Below are 18,840 nucleotides of genomic sequence, written 5' to 3' on the forward strand. Positions count from 1 at the left end.
ACCAGTTCGGCGTCATAGGTGCTGCGTTGGTGTGCTGCGAGTGCGAGTCTTCGCCATGCTTCATGGCACTTCTTCCTCCCCAGACACCGCGCCAACGGTGTCCCCCGCCCGGGAAAGTAGCACGCTGTGTAGTCGATCGCCAGATCTCAACCCTGCTTGGATCGATCATCGTCGACGGAAAGTGTTCGCTACTGCCAACTGCCGGATTTGAGGCTGGCTTACCTGGCGCCCCGCAAACAATGCGTCTGGGTAACCAAGAAGCCCGGGCGATCAGCTGATCTGCAGCTCACACAGCCTGACCGTAAAGATCAACGAAGTTGTCGTCCATCAGGGCCACCACACACACCTCTTTACGCACCTCAATCAGCGCGAGAGGATGGTGAGCGATGAGAACTGATGCGCACAAGAGCAACCTCGCATCCCTGGCCAGTAAGAAGTTTCGCTCATCATCGGCAAACGATGGTCAGTCTCAGCTGGAATTCAGCGGGTTCGGGGTTCGAGTCCCTGGCGGCGCACAACAGCCCAGGTCACGTGAGTGGCCCGGGCCTTTTGCTGTCCTTAGGTCACCTTTTACTCACCTCTTTGCCTCGACAGCGACTGACACCGGCGCGATCTCCTCCGTCCGAGATCTCGAGCGGAGCCTGACTCTGATCGTGACTGTGTGTCACATCACATTGCTTGCCGGCAATGGAGCGGTCGGGGTGAGAAGTGACGGCGTGCGCGGAGATCGACGACCGATCACGCTGTACGTCTCAAGCTCACCCCGACCGCGGTCGACCAGACCTAGGTTGTCTCTGCGCCGCGAGTGGCGGGAGCTAGGTGGTCATTTGCTGTTGTGGAGTAGGGACGAGAGTGCCGTGCCGACCACTGCCGTTACCGCCTGTGGATGTGACACGAGGGTGACGTGCGATCCGCCCTTGAAGATCGTGATGTGGGAGTGGGCGCGGTGTGACATCGCGAGCAAGGATTGCGGCGTGATGATCTGGTCGCCGGTGGAGATGAAGGACCAGGACGGCAGTGTCTTCCAGGCTGCTTGAGTCGTGGGGGCGGTGAGGGCCGCGGTTGATGCGACGGTCTGGGTCGCCCACTGTTCGACTGCCTGCGCTCGCGGTAGATCGTTCGCGAAGTACTTCGAGTAGGCGGTCTGCTGGAGGATGAGGTTCTGCTGGCCGCTCGGCGCTCCTGGGATCGGTTCGAAGAGTTCCGAGGCCGGGTGCGTGACGATGGCCGAGGTGGCTCCGCCCAGGTCGCTGATCGCCTCTCCGACCGCCGGCTCGTAGGCGTCGACGTACACGAGTCCGACCACGTTGGTCACCTGGGCAGCCGCATTGGAGATGACTGCACCGCCGTACGAATGGCCGACAAGCAGCACCGGTCCAGGGATCGTGCGCAAGAAGTTGGCGACCGCTGCCGCGTCTGCTGCCAGATCCTGAACGTGTACGTCGGCTGCCCGGACGTTGCAGCCGTCGCGCAGCAGTTCGTTGACCTCCCCGGTCCAGCTTGAGTTGTCGGCCCAGGCTCCGTGGACGAAGACGACCGTGATCGGGGCGCGGCCCGACGCCGTACACCGGATGGGCCGGGCATCGGATCCCGTCGCGCTGGCGATCGGCGCGACGAGCCCGCCGGCCAGACATAGAGCCGCGACGAGAAGGATCCAGGCCTTCCGCGTTGTGCGCATGGTTCGTCTCCTCCTCATGACTCGATGAAGGCCAGTAGATCTTTGTTGATCGTGTCGGCATGCGTGGTCGGCATGCCATGCGGGAAGTCGGCGTACGTCTTCAGCGTGCCCTGTTTCAGCAGCTGGACCGCCCTGGGACCCGAGCTGGCGTACGGCACGATCTGGTCGGCGTCACCGTTCATGACGAGAACCGGCACGGTGATCTTCTTCAGATCCTCGGTCCAGTCGTCGTTGATGAAGGTCGAGACGCAGTCGTACTGCGCGTTCGCGCCGCCCATCATTCCCTGCCGCCACCAGTTCTGGATGACAGCCTCCGACGGCGTCACACCCGGCTGATCGAAGTTGTAGAACGGCCCGGCCGCGACATTGCGGTAGAACTCCGATCGGTTCGCCGCGATGCCGGCCTGCAATCCCTGAAAGCCTGTCAGCGGCGTTCCGGCGGGATTGGCGTCGGTTTGAAGGACGCTGGGCGTCACCGCGCTGATCAGTGCAGCCTTGGCCACGCGATCCTCGCCGTGCCGGCCGAGGTAGCGCGCCACCTCTCCACCACCGGCGGAGTGCCCGACGTGAACCGCGTCGCGCAGGTCCAGATGCTGGGTGAGATCCGCGAGATCGTCGGCATAGTGGTTCATGTCGTTGCCCTCGTTGACCTGTGCGGAGCGGCCGTGGCCGCGCCGGTCGTGGGCGATCACTCGGTAGCCGCGATGCAGGAAGAAGAGCAGCTGTGCATCCCAGTCGTCGGCCGACAACGGCCACCCGTGACTGAAGACGATTGGTTGACCAGAGCCCCAGTCCTTGTAGAAGATCCGGGTTCCGTCGCTGGTCGTGAACTCTGCCATGGTTCTCCCTCGCTTTCGCCTGTCGAACGGACTTTGCGAGGCTACGAACGCCGGTACGTCGGTCGCATGCGTCACGTGACGCATATTGGGCGGGCTCAGAAGTCGCTGACCGGCCGCAGCGCATCGCGCAACTGGTTGCGCGACGTGATCCCGAGCTTCGGGAAGATGTTGTACAGGTGGCGGGCCGCTGTCCGATGCGAGATGTACAGCCGCTCGCCAATGTCCTTGTTCGACAGTCCTCGGGCCGCCAACTGTGCGATCTGCAACTCCTGCGCGGTCAGCTCGGCCCAAGCTTCAGGGGTACGTCGACGCGCGGCCTCACCGGAGGCGCGGAGCTCACCGAGAGCCCGTTCGGCCCAGGCCGTCTGCCCCAAGGCGGTGAATGTCTCGGCGGCCTCGCGGAGCGGAGTACGAGAGTCCCCGGCGCGACGCTGGCGGCGCAACCACTCGCCGTACGCCAGCTGTGTGCGCGCAGCATAGGTCTCCCAGCCCTTGGGAGTGGAGGCGATCGCCACGGAGAAGAGCCGCTCAGCCTCATCGTCTGGGCTCAGGACGGCGGTCCCGTAGGACACCTGCACATGCAGGTACGGCGCCCCGACACCCGTCGCGATCTGCCGCCACTCGTCCACGAGATGCCGCACCAGCTCAAGATCGCCGTCCCCGCTCCGGGCAGCGTCCACGAGGTCGGCCAGGGCGTGACCCCTCAGATAGCGGTGGAACGCGACGTCGTCCGGGTCGAAAAGTCGCTTCAGTCGTTCGTAGGCGTCCTTGTAGTGGCCGGCCGCAAGCTCGACCCGACCGCGCGCCAGCGTGACCATCGGGAGCAGCAACGTTGCCCCCAACGGCAGCAGGATCTCCTCGGTCTCAGCGATCAGTACCCGCGCTGCCTCGTCGTGGCCGCGATGTGCCATGGCAACCGCTTCGGCCAGCTTCGCCGCCGGCACATAGAGCGTCGAGCTGGTCTCCACCGCCAGCCGCCCGGACTCGGCGGCAGCGGTGACAGCGGGCAGGACTGCTCCGCGGTGGACGTGCGCCCACGCCTCGGTGCCGAGTGTGATGCACAGCGGTTGGAGCTTGCCCTCGGCGCGAAGCCGGTCGGCCGCTGCTCGAAGAAACGGGAGTCCCAGGTCATCCGTCCACACTGCTGCAGCGGCGACACCAACCGCCAACAACTCGATCCCGCTGTCGATGCTCGCCGGCGACATGTGCGACAGCTGGGTCGCTACGTAGCGCCCGTTCCCGATCGGGTCGACATTGGCAAGGAAACAGAGCCGCGACGGGTCGTCAGCTGGTCCGTCGATGCTTCGGGCGACCTCCGTCGCCGTACGACGCGTATCGTCATCGAGGTCCTGCCAATACGTCCGCACGGCGACCCGTGAGAGTGCTTGCAGAGCCTTGTGATCGTCGCCTTGCGCAACCAACCCCTCGACGACTCGAGTGACCGCGTCCAGAATCGCGGCTCCGGTGGACAGCGTCCCGCTGAACGTCTCCATCCACAGGGTGGCCTCGGCATGCTCGTACGGCGGCAGTCCCGCGTGCTGCGACTCGGCGAACAAACGGCTGCTCTCCTGCCAGCGGCCGAGCTCCAGCGCCAGCATCGCCGCCTGCCACAGCCGTAGCGCTCGGGCGCGGGCTTCGTGTGTGAGAGAAGCACTCCGCTCGATGGCTGCGAGCGCTGCATCGTTGGCACCGCGGTTCTCCGCGCGTTCCGCCGCGGCGGCGAGGGCAGCCGCCACGACTTCGTCGTACCCCCTCGTTGCCTCCGCTCGATGCCAGATCGACCGGTCGAGATCGTCCGCGAGTACGTCGGCGAGAGCGGCGTGCATCGCACGTCTGTCGTCTCGAGGCGTCGCTTGTTCGACGGCGGATCGGACCAGCGGATGGCGGAACCGGAAGCGATCCGGAGTGAGCGTGCCGAGGCCGGCGGCTACGACTGCATCCCACCCGCGGACGCCAGGCCCTCGAACCGCGCGCGCGGCCCGGAGCAGTTCGGCCGGCTCCGAGTCCTCCAATGCGGCGGCCAGGACGAGCGCCTGTGTGTCATCGTCGAGCCCGTCCAGCTTCGCCGCGAAGGTCCGCTCGAGCCGTGCTGTCAACGGGAGCGATCCGATCTGGGACGAGCGCACATCGCTCGTCACGCCACGCGCAGCCGTCGGGAGCTCGATCAGCGCAAGCGGATTGCCCAGCGCCTCGGCCAGAATCCGCCGCTTGATGCCCGCCGACAGACCGTGCCCGCGCGAGTCCAGCAACGCGGCGGCCGCCTCGTCACTCAATCCGCCCACGTCGTACTCCTGTAGCCCCGCGCCGTCGAACTCGCTCGCCACACCCGTCCGTACGGCGAGCCACATCAGCACCGGATCCATCTCGAGGCGCCGCGCGACGAAACTCAGCACCGTCCCCGACGAGCTGTCGATCCACTGCGCGTCGTCGACGACGAACAACACCGGACCCTCCGCCGAGACATCGGCGACGAGGCCGAGCGTGGCAAGCCCGATCAGAAACAGGTCTGGTGCCACCTCCCGCGGAGCCAGCCCGAGCGCCATCTCGAGCGCATGCCGCTGAACCTCCGGAAGCCGCTCGAGCCTGGCAAGCAACGGCAGCAAGAACTGGTGCAGTCCAGCAAAAGGCAACCGTGTCTCAGACTCCACCGCCGTGGTCCTGAAGACGCGAATCCCGTCCCGTCCCGCCTCCGCAGATGCCGCGGCCAGCAGAACAGACTTGCCGATCCCCGCGTCCCCCCGCACCACCAACGCACCGCCACGCTCCCGGACCCCCTTCACGAGCCCGAGCAGCCACCCCAACTCCCGCTCCCGCCCAACAAGACCCGGCAACGCCTCAGCGCTCCCCCGACCCTCCGCGACCGGCCCCTCGGCACCCACAGCAACATCCTGCCGCGCCCACCCACCCCTGCCAACCGTCGTGCCAGAGCTCATGCACCCACGGCGACTGGCTCGGTGTTCAAGAGGTAGGTGATCGTTCCGATGGCGTCGACTCGGACCGGTTTCTTGTCATAACCGGTTGCACCGGCTTCGTCGAGGAGCTGCTGGAGCACCGACTCGGATTCCTCGTAGCCGCCCTCGCCCAGCTGACGATGCGGTACCTGCCGTACTTCTCGAGCCAGGCTTGACGGTAGGGCAGCCCCACGGACCGGCTACTGACCAGGGCCGGGCAGCGCGCGGTCGAGCTGTGCGCGGGAGGTGATGTCCAGCTTGGTGAAGACCTTCGCCAGGTGGTACTTGACGGTCCGCGCGCTCAGGAACAGTCGCGCACCGATCTCGGGGTTCGACAGCCCGTCCCGGGCCAACTGAGCGATCAATGCCTCCTGTGCCGTGAGGTCTCCGACGGCCGGTTCGTTGCGCTCGCCGACCCGTTCTCCGGTCGCCGCCAATTCCCGGCGCGTCCGCTCTGCGAATGCCCCCATGCCGATCGCCTCGAACTGGTCGTACGCCGCACGCAGCTGTCTGCGAGCGTCCGTACGCCGACCCGCCCGCCGCAACCACTCGCCGTACACGAGCTGCGAACGCGCGAGCTCCGGACGGAGCTGGGTCCGGCCGAGCCGCTCGATCGCTTCCTCATAGAGCTCCTCGGCATCGCTCAACAGGGCGCGCGACCGTGCCTCAATGCCCAGCGCCCAGTCGGTTCCGCTCGGCTGTGTGGTCTCGGTCAGCCGCTCGAAGGCCTCCCGTGCAATCGCGAGGTCTCCCCCGCGGACTGCCGCCTCGATGAGCTCGGGCAGTGCCCAGATGGAGATCCAGGGCTCGAACGTGTTGGAGGTCGCCTGCCGTGCGGCCGCGGCGGCCTCGGCGTACCGTCCGCAGCCGTTGTGCAGCATCGCCGCCGCCCAGAACGCGTTGGTGGCTGTGATCGAGTCTTCTCCGGCCTGCTTGATGGTCGCCTCGATCATCGCCAAGGCCTCGGCTTCCTTGCCCTGCATCGCGAGTAGCCGCAGAGAGATGTGTGGCGCCACCATGCTCCCGGTCGCGGCCGCGATCGTGTCCCCCTCGGCGATGGCCGACGCTGCCCGCGGAAAGTCTCCGCTCAGCAGGGCCGCAGTGCCGAGTACGGTCAGGATCACCGGCAGCTGCGCGAGCGCACCGGCGTCGCGAACCAGCTGAACGGTCTGCTCCGCGATCGCGAGCCGGCCGTCGTCATCCCAGACCGCGATGCTCACCGCGGCGGCCAACCAGCCCCAGCGCACCATGTCCTCGACGGTGCGGTCGCCTGTCGCGAACATCCGTGCTGCCCTCAGGAGGGCAGGAGCCGACGCCGCTCGGCCATCGGTGATGAGCAATGCGAGCCCGTCCAGCAAGAGCTCCAGTGGCTGTGGATCACTCCCGGACTTCGGCAGCTGACCGACCGCCCGGCAGATGTCGAGCAGGATGCCCTCTTCAGCGAGATGCCCCGCGCCGACGGCGGCCGCCCACGCACTGAGGTAGGTCTCACGGGTCAGCTGCAGATCGAATTGCTCGAGCCGGCTGGCCGCTCGACGCAGCAGTCGTGGCGCGTCCTGGAAGCGTCCCGACGCGAACGCGATGTGACCGCGCAGGAGATCGACGCGAGCCTGCTGGAAGTCGTCGAGGGTGCCCGCCTCAGCAGCCGCCAGCAGACTCAGTGCCGGATCGAAGGCACCGGCCTGGAAGCTCGCCTGGGCCGCAGCCAAAGCACGCTCGGCCCGCAGCGCTGGATCTGTCGTGAGGTCGACGGCACGGCGCAAGAAGGCTGCGGCCGCTGCCATCCCACCACGCGCCTGTGCCCGCTCGGCCGACCGCTCCAGCTCGGCCGCCACGCTCTCGTCCGGGCCGGACGCAGCGTGCGCCAAATGCCACGCACGCCGGTCCGGATCAGACACAGGATCAGTCACATCCGCCAGCGCACGGTGCGCTTCCTGCCGGGCAGAGGCCGAGGTCGCGCGGTAGGCGGCGGATCTGACCAGTGGATGCCGGAACCACACGTGCGCGCCGACTTCCAGTAACCCGGCTTCGGCCGCCGGTACGGCGGCATCGGAAGGCAGCCCGAGGCGCTCAGCGGCCCGCCAGACCAGGACGGGATCGCCGATCGGCTCGGCAGCGGCCACGAGCAGCAACCGGCGGCACTCCTCAGGCAGGCTGTCCAGCCGGCGCCGGAAGCTCGCCTCGATACGTCCGGGTAATGCCATCGCGTTGGGCAGCGCGAACCCCCCGGCCAGCTCGGCCGGCGTCAGACCGCGCGGCAGTTCGAGCAACGCGAGCGGGTTGCCGCCGGAGTCGGCGACGAGGCGGTTCGCGACCTGCTGGTCCAGTGGCGCGGACAACGAGGCGGCGAGCAGCTCACGGGCGTCCGCGTCCTCCAGCCCGCGCATCAGCACCTCAGGCAGTCCGGACAGGTCGTCGGCGACCGCACGCGATGCGAAAGCGACCCCGACCGGTTCTGCATCGAGGCGCCGCGCCACGAAGCCGAGTACCTGAGCCGAAGCCCGGTCCAGCCACTGCTCATCGTCGACGACGCAGACCAACGGATGATCCTCGGCCAGCTCCGACAACAGGCTCAACGTCGCCAGCCCCACCAGGAAGCGATCCGGTGGCGCTCCGTCGCTGAGGCCGAACGCCGTACGCAGCGCCGCACGCTGCGGGCCAGGCAGCCCTTCGACGCGCTGAAGCATCGGGGTCAGCAGCTGGTGGAGTCCGGCGTACGCAAGCTCCATCTCGGACTCGACCCCCGCGGCACGCGCCACGCGGCAGCCCGAGGCGCTCTCGGTGAGATGGTCGAGCAACGCGCTCTTCCCGACGCCAGGCTCGCCACGCACGACCAAGGCGCGGCCGGCGCCGGTCCTGACCGCCCTCAGAAACTCCGCTATCACTTCGCGCTCTGCCTGCCGGTCCCGCATCTCCACCGAGCGATGCGGGCGACTGAACGAGCGCCGTTGTCCGGGTCTCTCCATCGGCTGCTCCCACATCCACCCAAGAGCCTCACTTTAGACCCGTCAAGCGCGGGTTCGACCCGGCGAAAGTCACTGGTCCGCCCGACAGATATGACCAGTGAACAGCCAGGGACTGTCCAGTGGACAGTCTCGCCGTAGGACCATTGCGGAGGGCTGCGGGACGGTGCCAGCCTGAGCTGGTTGCGGCGTCCGGGCGGTCCGGACGCCCGGACCACGGCGGGGTACCGATGGAGGATCGCGAACTGCGGGGCCGGCAACAAGAACTAGCCGTACTCGAGGACATGCTCGAGGCGGCGCGATCAGGGCAGAGCGATTCCCTGGTCCTGCGCGGTGAGGCCGGCGTCGGCAAGACCGCGCTGCTCGATTCGCTGATTGCCGACGCACCGGACTGCGATGTCGCTAGGACCACCGGGATCGAATCGGAGATGGAGCTGGCGTACGCCGGGCTTCACCAGCTCTGCCAGCGGTTCGCCGACCGCGTCGACCAACTGCCGCCACCGCAGCAGCAAGCGCTCCGCAGCGCGTTCGGCCTCGTCACAGCGCCGGTGTCGGACCGGTTCCTGGTCGGCCTCGCAGTACTCAACCTGCTCTCCGACGCGGCGTCGAAGCAGCCGTTGGTGTGCATCGTCGACGACGCGCAGTGGCTCGACCGGATGTCGGCCCGCATTCTCGCGTTCGTCGCCCGCCGGCTCGCGCAGGAGTCGATCGTGATGCTGTTCGCGGTCCGCGACGGGATCGACCACGAGTTCACCGGCTTCCCGGAGCTCGTACTACGCGGCCTCGAGGACACCGAGGCGCGCGCCTTGCTGGAGTCGGTGCTGCCGACGCCGGTCGACCCCCGGGTACGCGACCGGATCGTGGCTGAGACCCGCGGCAATCCGCTTGCGCTGCTGGAGCTACCGCGCGCCTGGACCGCCGCCGAGCTGGCCGACGGCCTCAGCTCCGGACCGCTCATCAGCCGGATCGAGGACTGCTTCGTCCGCCAGATCGATGAGCTGCCGGCGGACACGCGACGGCTGCTGCTGATAGCCGCAGCCGAGCCTCTCGGCGATCCGACCCTGCTCTGGCGGGCAGCCGAGTATCTCCAGCTCGGTGCCGATCCGGCCGCAGAAGCCCTGCAGTCGGGATTGGTCACGCTCGGCCGGCACGTCCGCTTCCGTCATCCCCTGGTCCGGTCGGCGATCTACCGGCGCGCAACGCCTCACGACCGGTACGCCGTACACGCAGCGCTGGCCGCCGTCACCGATCCCGACGCCGATCCGGACCGTCGCGCCTGGCACCGAGCCCAGGCCACGGACCGGCCCGACGAAGACGTGGCGGCCGAGCTGGAGCGTTCGGCGGTGCGAGCGCAGGCGCGAGGCGGATTCTTCGCCGCGAGCGCCTTCCTCGAACGTGCGTCGACGCTGACCCTCGACCCGGGCAGACGCGCCGGACGCGCCCTGTCCGCTGCTCGAGCCAAACGCAGCGCCGGCGCCCTCGAAGCCGCGCTGAAGTTGCTGTCCGATGCCGACCGCGGCCCCACAGATCCGTTGCGCAGCGCTGAGGTCGCGCAGCTGCGGGGTGAGATCGCGTTCGACCAGGGCCGAGCCCGCGAGGCTGCCAGCACACTGCTCGACGCAGCCCGGCGACTCGACCCGCACGATCCCGCCCGTGCCCGGATGGCCTACCTCGAAGCGATGTCGGCCGCAATTTGGGCCAGTGGACCAGACGCACCCGGGATCCTCTCCGACGCGGCCGCGGCGGCACCACGACCCGCTGACTCCGACCCCCTGCCGGACCGTCTGCTGCAGGCCCTGGCGCTGCGCTTCACCCGCGGCTATCCGGCGGCGGCGCCGAGTCTGATCGAGGCCCTCGGGAGGGCGCGCACGAGAGAGATCGCCACAGAGGATGTCGGCAGCTGGCTCTGGCTCGCCGGCAACCGGGTCAGCGGCACCATCGCCATCGAGGTCTGGGATCTCGGCACCGCGCTGGAGCTCGCGGCGCGCCAGGAACGGATCGCGCGCAGCACCGGCGCCCTCGTCCAGCTTCAGTTCGCGCTCAACTTCCGGTCCAACCTTCTGTGCATGACCGGCGATCTTGACGCCGCCGCGCGCCTGGTTGAGGAGGAACACCAGCTCGCCGCGGCAACCGGGAACCGCGAGGTCGGCGTCGGGCGGATGCTTCTGGATGCACTCCGGGGCGAGGAAGCGACAGCTCGCCGGCTGATCACCACGACAATCCGAGAGTCCGCCGACAGCAGCCAGGGCCGGATGGCCGCGTTCGCGACGTACGCCGACGCTGTGCTGCACAACGGGCTCGGCCGCTACGAGAAAGCGTGTGACGCTGCCCGGCGAGTGTTCGAGCAGGACATCGTCGGGTACGGCGTACTCGTCGTCGGAGAGCTCGCCGAAGCCGCATCCCGAACCGGCGACTCGAAGCTCGTCGAGACCAGCCTGACGTGGTTGAGCGAGCGGGTGGCGGCCACGCCGACCGACTGGGGTCGGGGCCTCGAGGCAAGAGTTCGCGCGCTGCTCACCGGTGACGAAGCGTCGTACCAGGAGTCGATCGACCACCTGAGCCGTACCGAGCTGCGGATCGAGCTCGCCCGTTCAGAGCTGCTGTACGGCGAGTGGCTGCGTCGCCAAGGCCGACGGGGCGAGGCACGTACCCACCTGCGTACAGCTCACGAGGCTCTGATGCAGATGGGACTCCAGGCGTTCGCAGATCGCGCGCGGCACGAGTTGCTCGCGACCGGTGAGACCGTCCGCAAACGCCGGCCGGACACCAACAACGACCTCACGGCTCAGGAGGCACAGATCGCCGAGATGGCCCGCAGCGGCCTGACGAACTCCGAGATCGGAGCGCAGCTGTTCATCAGCCCCCGGACGGTGGAGTGGCACCTGCGTAAGACGTTCTCCAAGCTCGGCATCAGCTCTCGTCGCCAGCTGCGCACCGCCCTCGCGGGTGTGGGCTGACATGCCGGGCCTGGACGCGTTCTCGCACGTGTCGTTGACAGTGCCGGATGCGGAGCGCAGCGCGGAGTTCTACAACAGCGTGCTCGGAACCGAGACCGTGTTCGCCGGAGAGCACCTCGTCATCGTCGCCCGGGGCCCGGTGATGATCGCGTTCTGCGACCACCCCGAGATCGTTGGTACGACCTTCGACCCTGCCCGGGTCGGCCTGGACCACGTGGCGTTACAGGTCTCGTCCCGCGCCGAGCTCGAAGCCTGGGAAACAAGCCTGCTGGCGGCCGGCGTGACCTGCTCGCCGATCGAGACCAGCCCGTTCGGCTCCCATCTCAACCTCAAGGATCCGGACAACATCGCGATCGAGCTCTTCGCCCCTGGTCGCGCTACGCCAGAACCCACACAGACTGGAGGTTGGCCATCATGACCACCAAGATCACGATCATCTTCGACAACCCGGGCAGCCCTCGTGACCAGGGATAACTACTGGTGCGAACGCGCCGTGGCAGGGGCAGCGTGGGATGCGACCCAGCAGTCGGAAGGAGAGCACGATGACGGACGAGTACGACGTGATCGTCCTGGGCGGTGGCTCGCCGGGTGAGCACTGTGCGGGAGCCTTGGCCGCAGGCGGTCTGCGCGTCGCGGTGGTGGAGCGTGAACTGGTCGGTGGCGAGTGCTCCTATTGGGCCTGCGTCCCGTCGAAGACACTGCTCCGTCCCGGGGAGGCAGTACAGGGTGCTAGAGACGCTCTGGCCGACGCCGAAGTCGATGTCGAGGCTGCGCTGGCCTGGCGTGACTTCATGGTGTCGGACTACTCCGACGCAGGTCAGGAGGAGTGGCTCGAGAAGAACGCCATCACTCTCCTGCGCGGGACCGGCCGCCTCGCCGGCGCAGGAGTCGTCGAGGTCGACGGCGAGCGGCACACCGCGAAACACGTCGTACTGGCAACCGGCTCCGAGCCGATCATCCCGCCGATCCCCGGACTGCGGGAGCTGGACGGCGTCTGGACCAGCCGGGACGCGACCGCCATGAAGGCTGTCCCCCAGCACCTGATCATCCTGGGCGGCGGCGCCGTCGGGGTCGAGCTCGGTCAGGTCGTACGGCGCTTCGGCGGCAAGGTGACGCTGGTGGAACGCGCACCGCACCTCCTCGACCGCGAGCCGGCACCGCTCGGCGAGGCGCTGGCCGATGCCCTCCGCCGGGACGGGATCGAGGTGTTCACAGGATCCGAGGTGACAGCTGTACGACGGGCCGACAGCGACTACGTGGTCGTCCTCGCAGACGGACGCGAGCTCTCCGGAGACAAGCTGCTGGTAGCCACCGGCCGACGCCCAAGGGTGGAGGACATCGGACTCGAGACCGTTGGGGCGACCATCGATCGGCGCGGCGTCCGGGTCGACAGCCGGCAGCGGGCCGGCGACCGTCTCTGGGCGGTCGGCGACGTCACCGGGCTGTGGCCCTTGACCCACGTGGGCAAGTACCAGGCCGAGGTGGTTGCGGCGAACGTCCTCGGTGAGCCGCGGGAGGCGAATTACGACGCCGTACCACGGGTCGTCTACACGGACCCGCAGGCCGCCGCCGTCGGCGCAACGGAAGCGCCGTACCGAGGCACCGCGCGACTGGCGGACATCGCCAAGCTGGCGACCTACACCCGGGCTTACGCGGACTCGAACGGTTTTCTGACGCTCCTGAGCGACGGTCGACGCCTGACCGGTGCCTACGCCCTCGGTCCGGAGGCCGGCGAATGGCTTCAGCAGGCCACGCTGGCAATCCGCGCCAAGATCCCGCTCGAGGTGCTCCGAGATGTCATCCAGCCCTTTCCGACGTTCTCGGAGATCTATGTCGAGGCGCTGAAGTCCCTTCTCGGATCGCTGGACTCCGGGGTGCACGAGCGTGAATAGCCCGGCGTGGCCCTTCGAGACCCTCAATGTCCGAGCCGAGGGTGCGGTGCTGGTCGTCGAGATCGGGGCTCCGCCCATGAATCTGCTCGGCCCGGAACTGGTTCGTGATCTCGTTTCGCTGATCCAGCGCGCGGAGGCCGAGCACGACGTCAAGGTGCTCGTGTTCAGGAGCGCCGATCCGCAGTACTTCATCTCACACGTCGATCTGCACAAGGTCGCGGAATACCGAGCCGAGGCGGCCAAGCTGACCGGCGTACCGTCGATCGCCTTGCTCTTCCGGTATCTGAGCGCGAGCCGCCTGGTCACCATCGCTCAGATAGAGGGCCGGGTCCGCGGCGCCGGCAGCGAGTTCGTCCTGGCCTGCGATCTGCGGTTCGCCGCGCGGGAGACGGCGATCTTCGCGCAGATCGAGGCGGCATTCGGTCTTGTCCCCGGCGGTGGCGGCGTCGAGTATCTCGTTCGGGTCATGGGACGGGCGCGTGCGCTCGAAGTACTGCTGAGCGGGGATGACTTCGACGCCGGGCTCGCCGAACGGTACGGCTGGATCAACCGTGCCCTGCCGGCCAACGAGCTCGGCGACTTCGTGGAGACCCTCGCTCGACGGATCGGGACATTTCCACTCGCCGGGCTCACTGCGATCAAGGACCGGGTGAATGCGATCTCGCTCGCTCCCGTCGAGGACTTCCAACTCGACTCGGACCTCTTCGGATCCCACGTCGGCAGCGCCGAGTCACAACGCCGTACCCGAACCGCTTTCGAACGCGGTCTGCAAACGCCCGACGGCGAGCTTGCCCTCGGCTCGATTCTCGCCGAACTCAACTACCAGCAGGACAAGGAGGACGAACGATGAACGTCAAGGACAAGGTAGTAGTCGTCACCGGCGGGGCCGGTGGCATCGGCCTGGCCCTGTGCACCCGATTCGCTCAGGACGGCGCGCACGTCGTACTGTCCGATCTCGATCAGGACTCGTGCGAGAAGCATGCCGAGCCGATCGGCGCGCTCCCGGTCGCAGCTGATGTCGGTCGCGAGGAGGACATCGCGCGACTGGTCGCGGCCACCGTCGAGCGGTTCGGGCGGATCGACCTGTTCGTCTCGAACGCCGGCATCGCGATCGACGGCGGGATCGAGACGACCACCGAACAGTGGCAGAAGATCATCGGCGTCAATCTGATGTCGGAGATCTTCGCGGCCAAGTACGCGATCCCGCACATGCTGGCGCAAGGCAGCGGCTACCTGCTGAACGTTGCATCCGCGGCGGGCCTGCTGGTCATCTTCGACACCGTGTCGTACACGGTCACGAAGCATGCGGCGATCGGCTTCAGCGAGTGGCTGGCCGCGACGTACATCGATCAGGGCATCGGCGTCAGCGTGCTGTGTCCGGCGGCCGTGCGCACGCCGATCCTCGCGGGCAAGGAGGACACCCCGGAAGGAAAGGGCGCGATCACCACGGATCAGCTCGCCGACATCGTCGTGAAGGGTCTCGACGAGGAGCACTTCATGATCTCGACGCACCCATGGGTGCTGGAGAGGTTCGCGGTCAAGGCGCGTGACTACGACAGCTATATCGCCATGCTGCGGTCCGACCGCACTGCTCAGCTCGCCAAGTCCGGCGCCGTCTGATCATCGACTTCTGGGAGACGAAGGCGAGAGGTCGCGGACGTGCCGAGCAGACATCAAGCGAACTCTGCCCGGTGCTCGTGGAGGAAATCCTCCAGGCGGCGAGGGGAACGGCCGGTGATCTGCTGGAAGGAGTCGGTCGTGTAGTCGTTCTCACCGGCCAGGATCGCCCACTCCCGCGCGATGAGCAGTTCGGCTTCTCCGGCCGGCACCCCGCCATTGATGAGTCGCTCGAGGAAGTCCGGCACGGCTGCGGTTCGGAAGGTGACCGTCTCGCCGAGCTCGGCCGACAGCAGTTCGAGCGCCTCCGGCAATGACACGGGGACGGGTCCTGTCAGGTCATGGTGTTGGCCCCACAACGCGGGCTCGGTGAGCACGCGCAGTCCGGCCTCGGCCACGTCGCGATGATCGATCAAGGCGACCCGGCCGCTGTCGGCGAGGCCGGTCCAGGTGCGCGAGGCGCGCACCTGGTGCCCCGCGGCGAGCAGCGACAGCTGGAAGATCGCGGGACGGATCGTCGAGTACGGCACTGCGAGCGCGGAAGCGAAGCGGTCGATGCTGTCGTGGGCTCGCTGGTTGATGCCCAGCGAGTTCGCCGAGGCATTGAGCACCGAGAGGCGGGTGACCTGCTCGATCGAGGAGATCGTGGAGGCGACGCTGATCGCGATTCGCTGCAGAACTCCCTGGATCCCAACTGATCCCATCGCGATGAATACCGTGCGGATCCCCTTCAGCGCCTCGGTGACGTCACTGGGGTCGTCCAGCTGCGTGGAGCGGATCTTTAGACCGTCGGGCTCGCCGAACATTCGACGGGCCCCGTTGGCGTCGCGAACCAGCGCGTCGACCGCCTCGCCGCGCTTGAGCAGGCCGCGGACGATCTCGCTGCCGACGTGACCGGTGGCACCGATCACTGCGACAGTCATCAGGCTTCCTCAACGGCAAGATAATGCTCGGCGTACGGCGTTCCCGCGAACTTCTCGTGCAGCAGGCGGGAGAAGAACGTCAACGCGCTGAGCGGCCGGTAGTTGACGATGATGTGCTGAGCTTCCCCGTCCGCGTTGAACTCGATCAGATGAACAGCCCCGATCGGCGTACCGCGGACCTCCGCCGTGTAGTCCTCGATGAAGCTGTTGTCACCCCACGGGCCGACGAAATTGAAGTCCTGACGGTCGTACAACTGGCGAGCCCCGCCGATGACGGCGCGGACCGCATCCGCGCCCTGCACGGCCCCGTCCAGAATCGAACCACTACTGATATTGGTCATGGCATCAGGCTCGCTCGCCAGCCAAGCCATCGCACCAGTAGAAACCACCGGACCATCAGACCCCGCGCCTGGCGGCAGTGGCCACGCCCTAGGAGGGAACCGGTGCGACAGCGCCTACCACCTCTGTCACAGAATGCCGGCTGGCTCGGTCTTCTTGTTGTAGGGCAGATCACCTGGTCGCCGAAAGGATCTCGCGCCATGAAGACCATCGTTCTCGTCCACGGGTTCTGGGTTACTCCGCGCAGTTGGGAGCACTGGATCGAGCGCTATCAGCAGGCCGGCTACAACGTCGTCGCGCCCGCCTACCCGGGGCTGGAGGTCGAGGTCGAGGCGCTCAATGCCGACCCGGCGCCGATCGAGCAGTTGACGGCGCCGGCGATCATCTCTCACCTGGAATCGGTCGTCGGCGGCCTCGATGAGCCGCCGATCATCATCGGACACTCCGCGGGCGGCGCTTTCACCCAGGTATTGCTGGACCACGGGTACGGCGTCGCGGGCGTGGCGGTGAACTCGGCACCGACCGAGGGCGTGCGCGTCACCCCGCTGTCCCAGGTCAGGGCGTCGTTCCCGGTTCTGAAGAATCCGGCGAACCGGCACAAGGCTGTCGGTCTGACACCCGAGCAGTGGAAGTACACGTTCGCCAACACCTTCAGCGACGAAGAGTCACTGGAGCTGTACCACCGGTACCACGTACCGGCGTCCGGCCGGATCTTCTGGAACAGCCTGCTGGCGAACTTCGAACCCGGCCCTCAGGACGTCCATGTCGACTACCACAACGACAACCGGCCGCCGCTGCTGTTCATCTCTGGCAGCGACGATCACCTCATGCCGCCCAGCATCCAGCGATCCAACGCCAAGCACTACAAGTCGCCGAAGACCGTCACCGAGATCAAGGAGTACCCGGGCATGCCGCACCTCATGCCCGCGCACGAGGGCTGGGAGGAAGTCGCCGACTACGCCCTGACCTGGGCGGTCAACCAGGCCGGCTGGCCGACCGCGACCAAGTGACAGTCATGGCCGACAACCGCACCGAGCCGCCTGGCTTCGAGAGCGACATCAAGCCGCTGTTCCGCGAGAAGGACCGCCAGGCAATGCTCCGGTACTTCGATCTGTGGTCGTACGACGACGTCAGCCGGCACTCCGACCGCATCCTCGCGCGCCTCCGGGCCGGCACCATGCCCTGCGACGCCGCCTGGCCCGAAGCCCGGACCGACCTCTTCCAGCAATGGACCGAAAGCGCAAACCCACGTTGAACACTTACGCCCGGCGGAAGATCTTGTACGCCGCTGCGGTGGTCAGACCGTAGGTGAGGTGAGCGGTGAGGTCCTTGGCCAGGACCTTGTAGTTGTACTTCCAGATCGGTTCGTACCCGCCGCCGCAGGCAGCGCAGCCGCCAGAATCATCGCAGCGGCTCGCTGCGGGCTTGCCTCCACCCCGCCCGCGATCCCGTAGAGGAACGCCGCGACGATAAAAGCGACGAGGGCAACGAACAACGCCTGGATGCCGTCGTGAACTGCCTGCTGGCCGTCGCCGGTCGGCGCGCGCGGACGCTCCAGCACGACCGCGATGGCGGCAACGACGAACCCCGCCATGACCCCCATGACCTGCGCATGTGAAACCGCGGCCACGTTGAAGTTGACGCACAGCGTCGAGGTGCAATCTGTGTCCGCCATCGCACCAAATCCTTCCACGGCCCGATCACCACATTGTGGGGCGGTTCTACACATCATGAGCCACTCGCTGCCGGTGCCACCATGAGATCGGCATCAAGATCACCGTCGTACCGGACGTACGGCACGATCTCCAGCAACTCACACAACCGATATCGACTGAACGCCGTCATCGCCCAACGCCCATCAGGCTCCGCAGCCTCAACCCCCTCAATGATCGCCTCAGCCGCGGACGACGTTGACGCGCTTGGGCCCGCCGCGTCGACGACGCGGTGGGCCCGTTGCGCATCGATGACCTGCCGGTAGGGGCCTTGGAAGGCCCCTAGGCGACGTCCCAGTGGTAGTTGGTGTCCCACCGCCAGGAGGCCCACACGGCGGCACCGAGGCAGATGGCTCCGGACAGGACCGGGTCTGCTCGTGGTTCACGCTTGCTGGGCGCGGGCGGTTTCACGGTCCGGGCTGGTCGCGGTGGTCACCGACGGTGCGGTGCGGGGCCAGGTCCAGGCGTAGCGCAGGATGACGGCGAGAAGGATCAGTTCCAGTGCGACGCCGAGGCCGTAGAAGAACAGCCAGGACCCGCCCGCAACGTTGAATGCCGTGACGGGGATGTAGAGCGAAGCCACGATCAGGTTCGTGCTGCGGCTCGCCCGGACTGGCAGCGTCATCGACCCCACGACCATGAAGATCGGGACGGCCATCAGGGCCAGCGACGTGGTCGTGAAGGTCTGGGAGGTGTCGAACTTGAAGACCCTGCCGGCGAGGATGTCTTCGACGATGCCGGGCTTGTAGAAGTTGAGAATGTCCACGTAGGCATACAGGAACATGAGGCTTGTCCACGCGGCGGCGAGCTTGGCTCGCACCGGGACCGGCTGGTCTTCCAGGGTGGCAGGTGTTCTCATCATGGACTCCGTTGGTGTGGTGAGGATCGGTAGTTCCACGATCGCCTGGCCTGGCGGCGGGCGCCTCGGTCCGGAGGCCGGGGTTCACCTGGCCGATGGCACGGTCTCCC

General features: G+C 67.3%; 15 protein-coding genes. 7 read left to right on the forward strand and 8 right to left on the reverse strand.

The genetic code is table 11. From position 1 onward, the window contains the following. Positions 1-823: 823 nt before the first annotated feature. The 4 genes from ACFWUU_RS05475 to ACFWUU_RS05490 form a co-directional block, all read right to left on the reverse strand. Positions 824-1,678, reverse strand: coding sequence for an alpha/beta hydrolase (locus ACFWUU_RS05475; RefSeq protein ID WP_380172960.1), 855 nt, complete (start codon positions 1,676-1,678; stop codon positions 824-826). Positions 1,679-1,692: 14 nt separating this feature from the next. Further along, positions 1,693-2,517: an alpha/beta fold hydrolase gene (locus ACFWUU_RS05480; RefSeq protein WP_380172962.1), complete on the reverse strand. Its 825-nt coding sequence runs from the start codon at positions 2,515-2,517 to the stop codon at positions 1,693-1,695. 95 nt (positions 2,518-2,612) lie between these two features. After that, a complete protein-coding gene (locus tag ACFWUU_RS05485; RefSeq protein ID WP_380172964.1) occupies positions 2,613-5,396 on the reverse strand; it encodes an AAA family ATPase in 2,784 nt (927 codons plus the stop codon). Between the two features lie 272 nt (positions 5,397-5,668). Continuing rightward, a complete protein-coding gene (locus ACFWUU_RS05490) occupies positions 5,669-8,434 on the reverse strand; it encodes an ATP-binding protein (protein WP_380172966.1) in 2,766 nt (921 codons plus the stop codon). Between the two features lie 227 nt (positions 8,435-8,661). Here ACFWUU_RS05490 and ACFWUU_RS05495 point away from each other — a divergent pair, with 227 nt between their 5' ends. The 5 genes from ACFWUU_RS05495 (at position 8,662) to ACFWUU_RS05515 (ending at position 14,900) form a co-directional block, all read left to right on the forward strand. Then, positions 8,662-11,388, forward strand: a complete 2,727-nt coding sequence (locus ACFWUU_RS05495) for an AAA family ATPase (protein ID WP_380172968.1) — start codon at positions 8,662-8,664, stop codon at positions 11,386-11,388. A 1-nt stretch (position 11,389) separates the two neighbouring features. Next, the gene (locus ACFWUU_RS05500) at positions 11,390-11,806 is read left to right on the forward strand and encodes a VOC family protein (protein ID WP_380172969.1); all 417 of its coding nucleotides are present in this window, start codon (positions 11,390-11,392) and stop codon (positions 11,804-11,806) included. Positions 11,807-11,930: 124 nt separating this feature from the next. After that, positions 11,931-13,280 (forward strand): dihydrolipoyl dehydrogenase family protein, encoded by a 1,350-nt coding sequence (locus ACFWUU_RS05505; protein ID WP_380172970.1) that lies wholly within the window; start codon positions 11,931-11,933, stop codon positions 13,278-13,280. Beyond that, complete coding sequence (locus ACFWUU_RS05510) at positions 13,273-14,130, forward strand: enoyl-CoA hydratase/isomerase family protein (protein WP_380172971.1); 858 nt, start codon at positions 13,273-13,275, stop codon at positions 14,128-14,130. The genes ACFWUU_RS05505 and ACFWUU_RS05510 overlap by 8 nt, the downstream gene beginning before the upstream one ends. After that, on the forward strand, positions 14,127-14,900 hold the full coding sequence (locus ACFWUU_RS05515; RefSeq protein WP_380172973.1) for an SDR family oxidoreductase: 774 nt from the start codon (positions 14,127-14,129) through the stop codon (positions 14,898-14,900). Before ACFWUU_RS05510 ends, ACFWUU_RS05515 begins: the two co-directional genes overlap by 4 nt. 53 nt (positions 14,901-14,953) lie before the next feature. Here ACFWUU_RS05515 and ACFWUU_RS05520 read toward each other — a convergent pair whose 3' ends face one another. Next, positions 14,954-15,820 carry an NmrA family NAD(P)-binding protein gene (locus ACFWUU_RS05520; RefSeq protein WP_380172975.1) on the reverse strand — a complete coding sequence of 289 codons (867 nt, stop codon included), beginning with the start codon at positions 15,818-15,820 and terminating at the stop codon, positions 14,954-14,956. Continuing rightward, positions 15,820-16,161 (reverse strand): hypothetical protein, encoded by a 342-nt coding sequence (locus ACFWUU_RS05525; protein ID WP_380172977.1) that lies wholly within the window; start codon positions 16,159-16,161, stop codon positions 15,820-15,822. Before ACFWUU_RS05525 ends, ACFWUU_RS05520 begins: the two co-directional genes overlap by 1 nt. A gap of 198 nt (positions 16,162-16,359) precedes the next feature. Between ACFWUU_RS05525 and ACFWUU_RS05530 the strand changes: the two genes are divergently transcribed. Beyond that, positions 16,360-17,169: an alpha/beta hydrolase gene (locus ACFWUU_RS05530; RefSeq protein WP_137253486.1), complete on the forward strand. Its 810-nt coding sequence runs from the start codon at positions 16,360-16,362 to the stop codon at positions 17,167-17,169. A gap of 5 nt (positions 17,170-17,174) precedes the next feature. Continuing rightward, the gene (locus ACFWUU_RS05535) at positions 17,175-17,414 is read left to right on the forward strand and encodes a hypothetical protein (protein WP_137253485.1); all 240 of its coding nucleotides are present in this window, start codon (positions 17,175-17,177) and stop codon (positions 17,412-17,414) included. Between the two features lie 42 nt (positions 17,415-17,456). Here ACFWUU_RS05535 and ACFWUU_RS05540 read toward each other — a convergent pair whose 3' ends face one another. Both ACFWUU_RS05540 and ACFWUU_RS05545 read right to left on the reverse strand, forming a co-directional pair. After that, positions 17,457-17,834, reverse strand: a complete 378-nt coding sequence (locus ACFWUU_RS05540) for a hypothetical protein (protein ID WP_380172979.1) — start codon at positions 17,832-17,834, stop codon at positions 17,457-17,459. A gap of 419 nt (positions 17,835-18,253) precedes the next feature. Continuing rightward, positions 18,254-18,769 carry a DUF6326 family protein gene (locus ACFWUU_RS05545; RefSeq protein WP_380172981.1) on the reverse strand — a complete coding sequence of 172 codons (516 nt, stop codon included), beginning with the start codon at positions 18,767-18,769 and terminating at the stop codon, positions 18,254-18,256. Between the last annotated feature and the right edge of the window lie 71 nt (positions 18,770-18,840).

Origin of the sequence: Kribbella sp. NPDC058693, from assembly GCF_042715335.1 — a bacterium.
Taxonomy (GTDB): domain Bacteria; phylum Actinomycetota; class Actinomycetes; order Propionibacteriales; family Kribbellaceae; genus Kribbella; species Kribbella jiaozuonensis.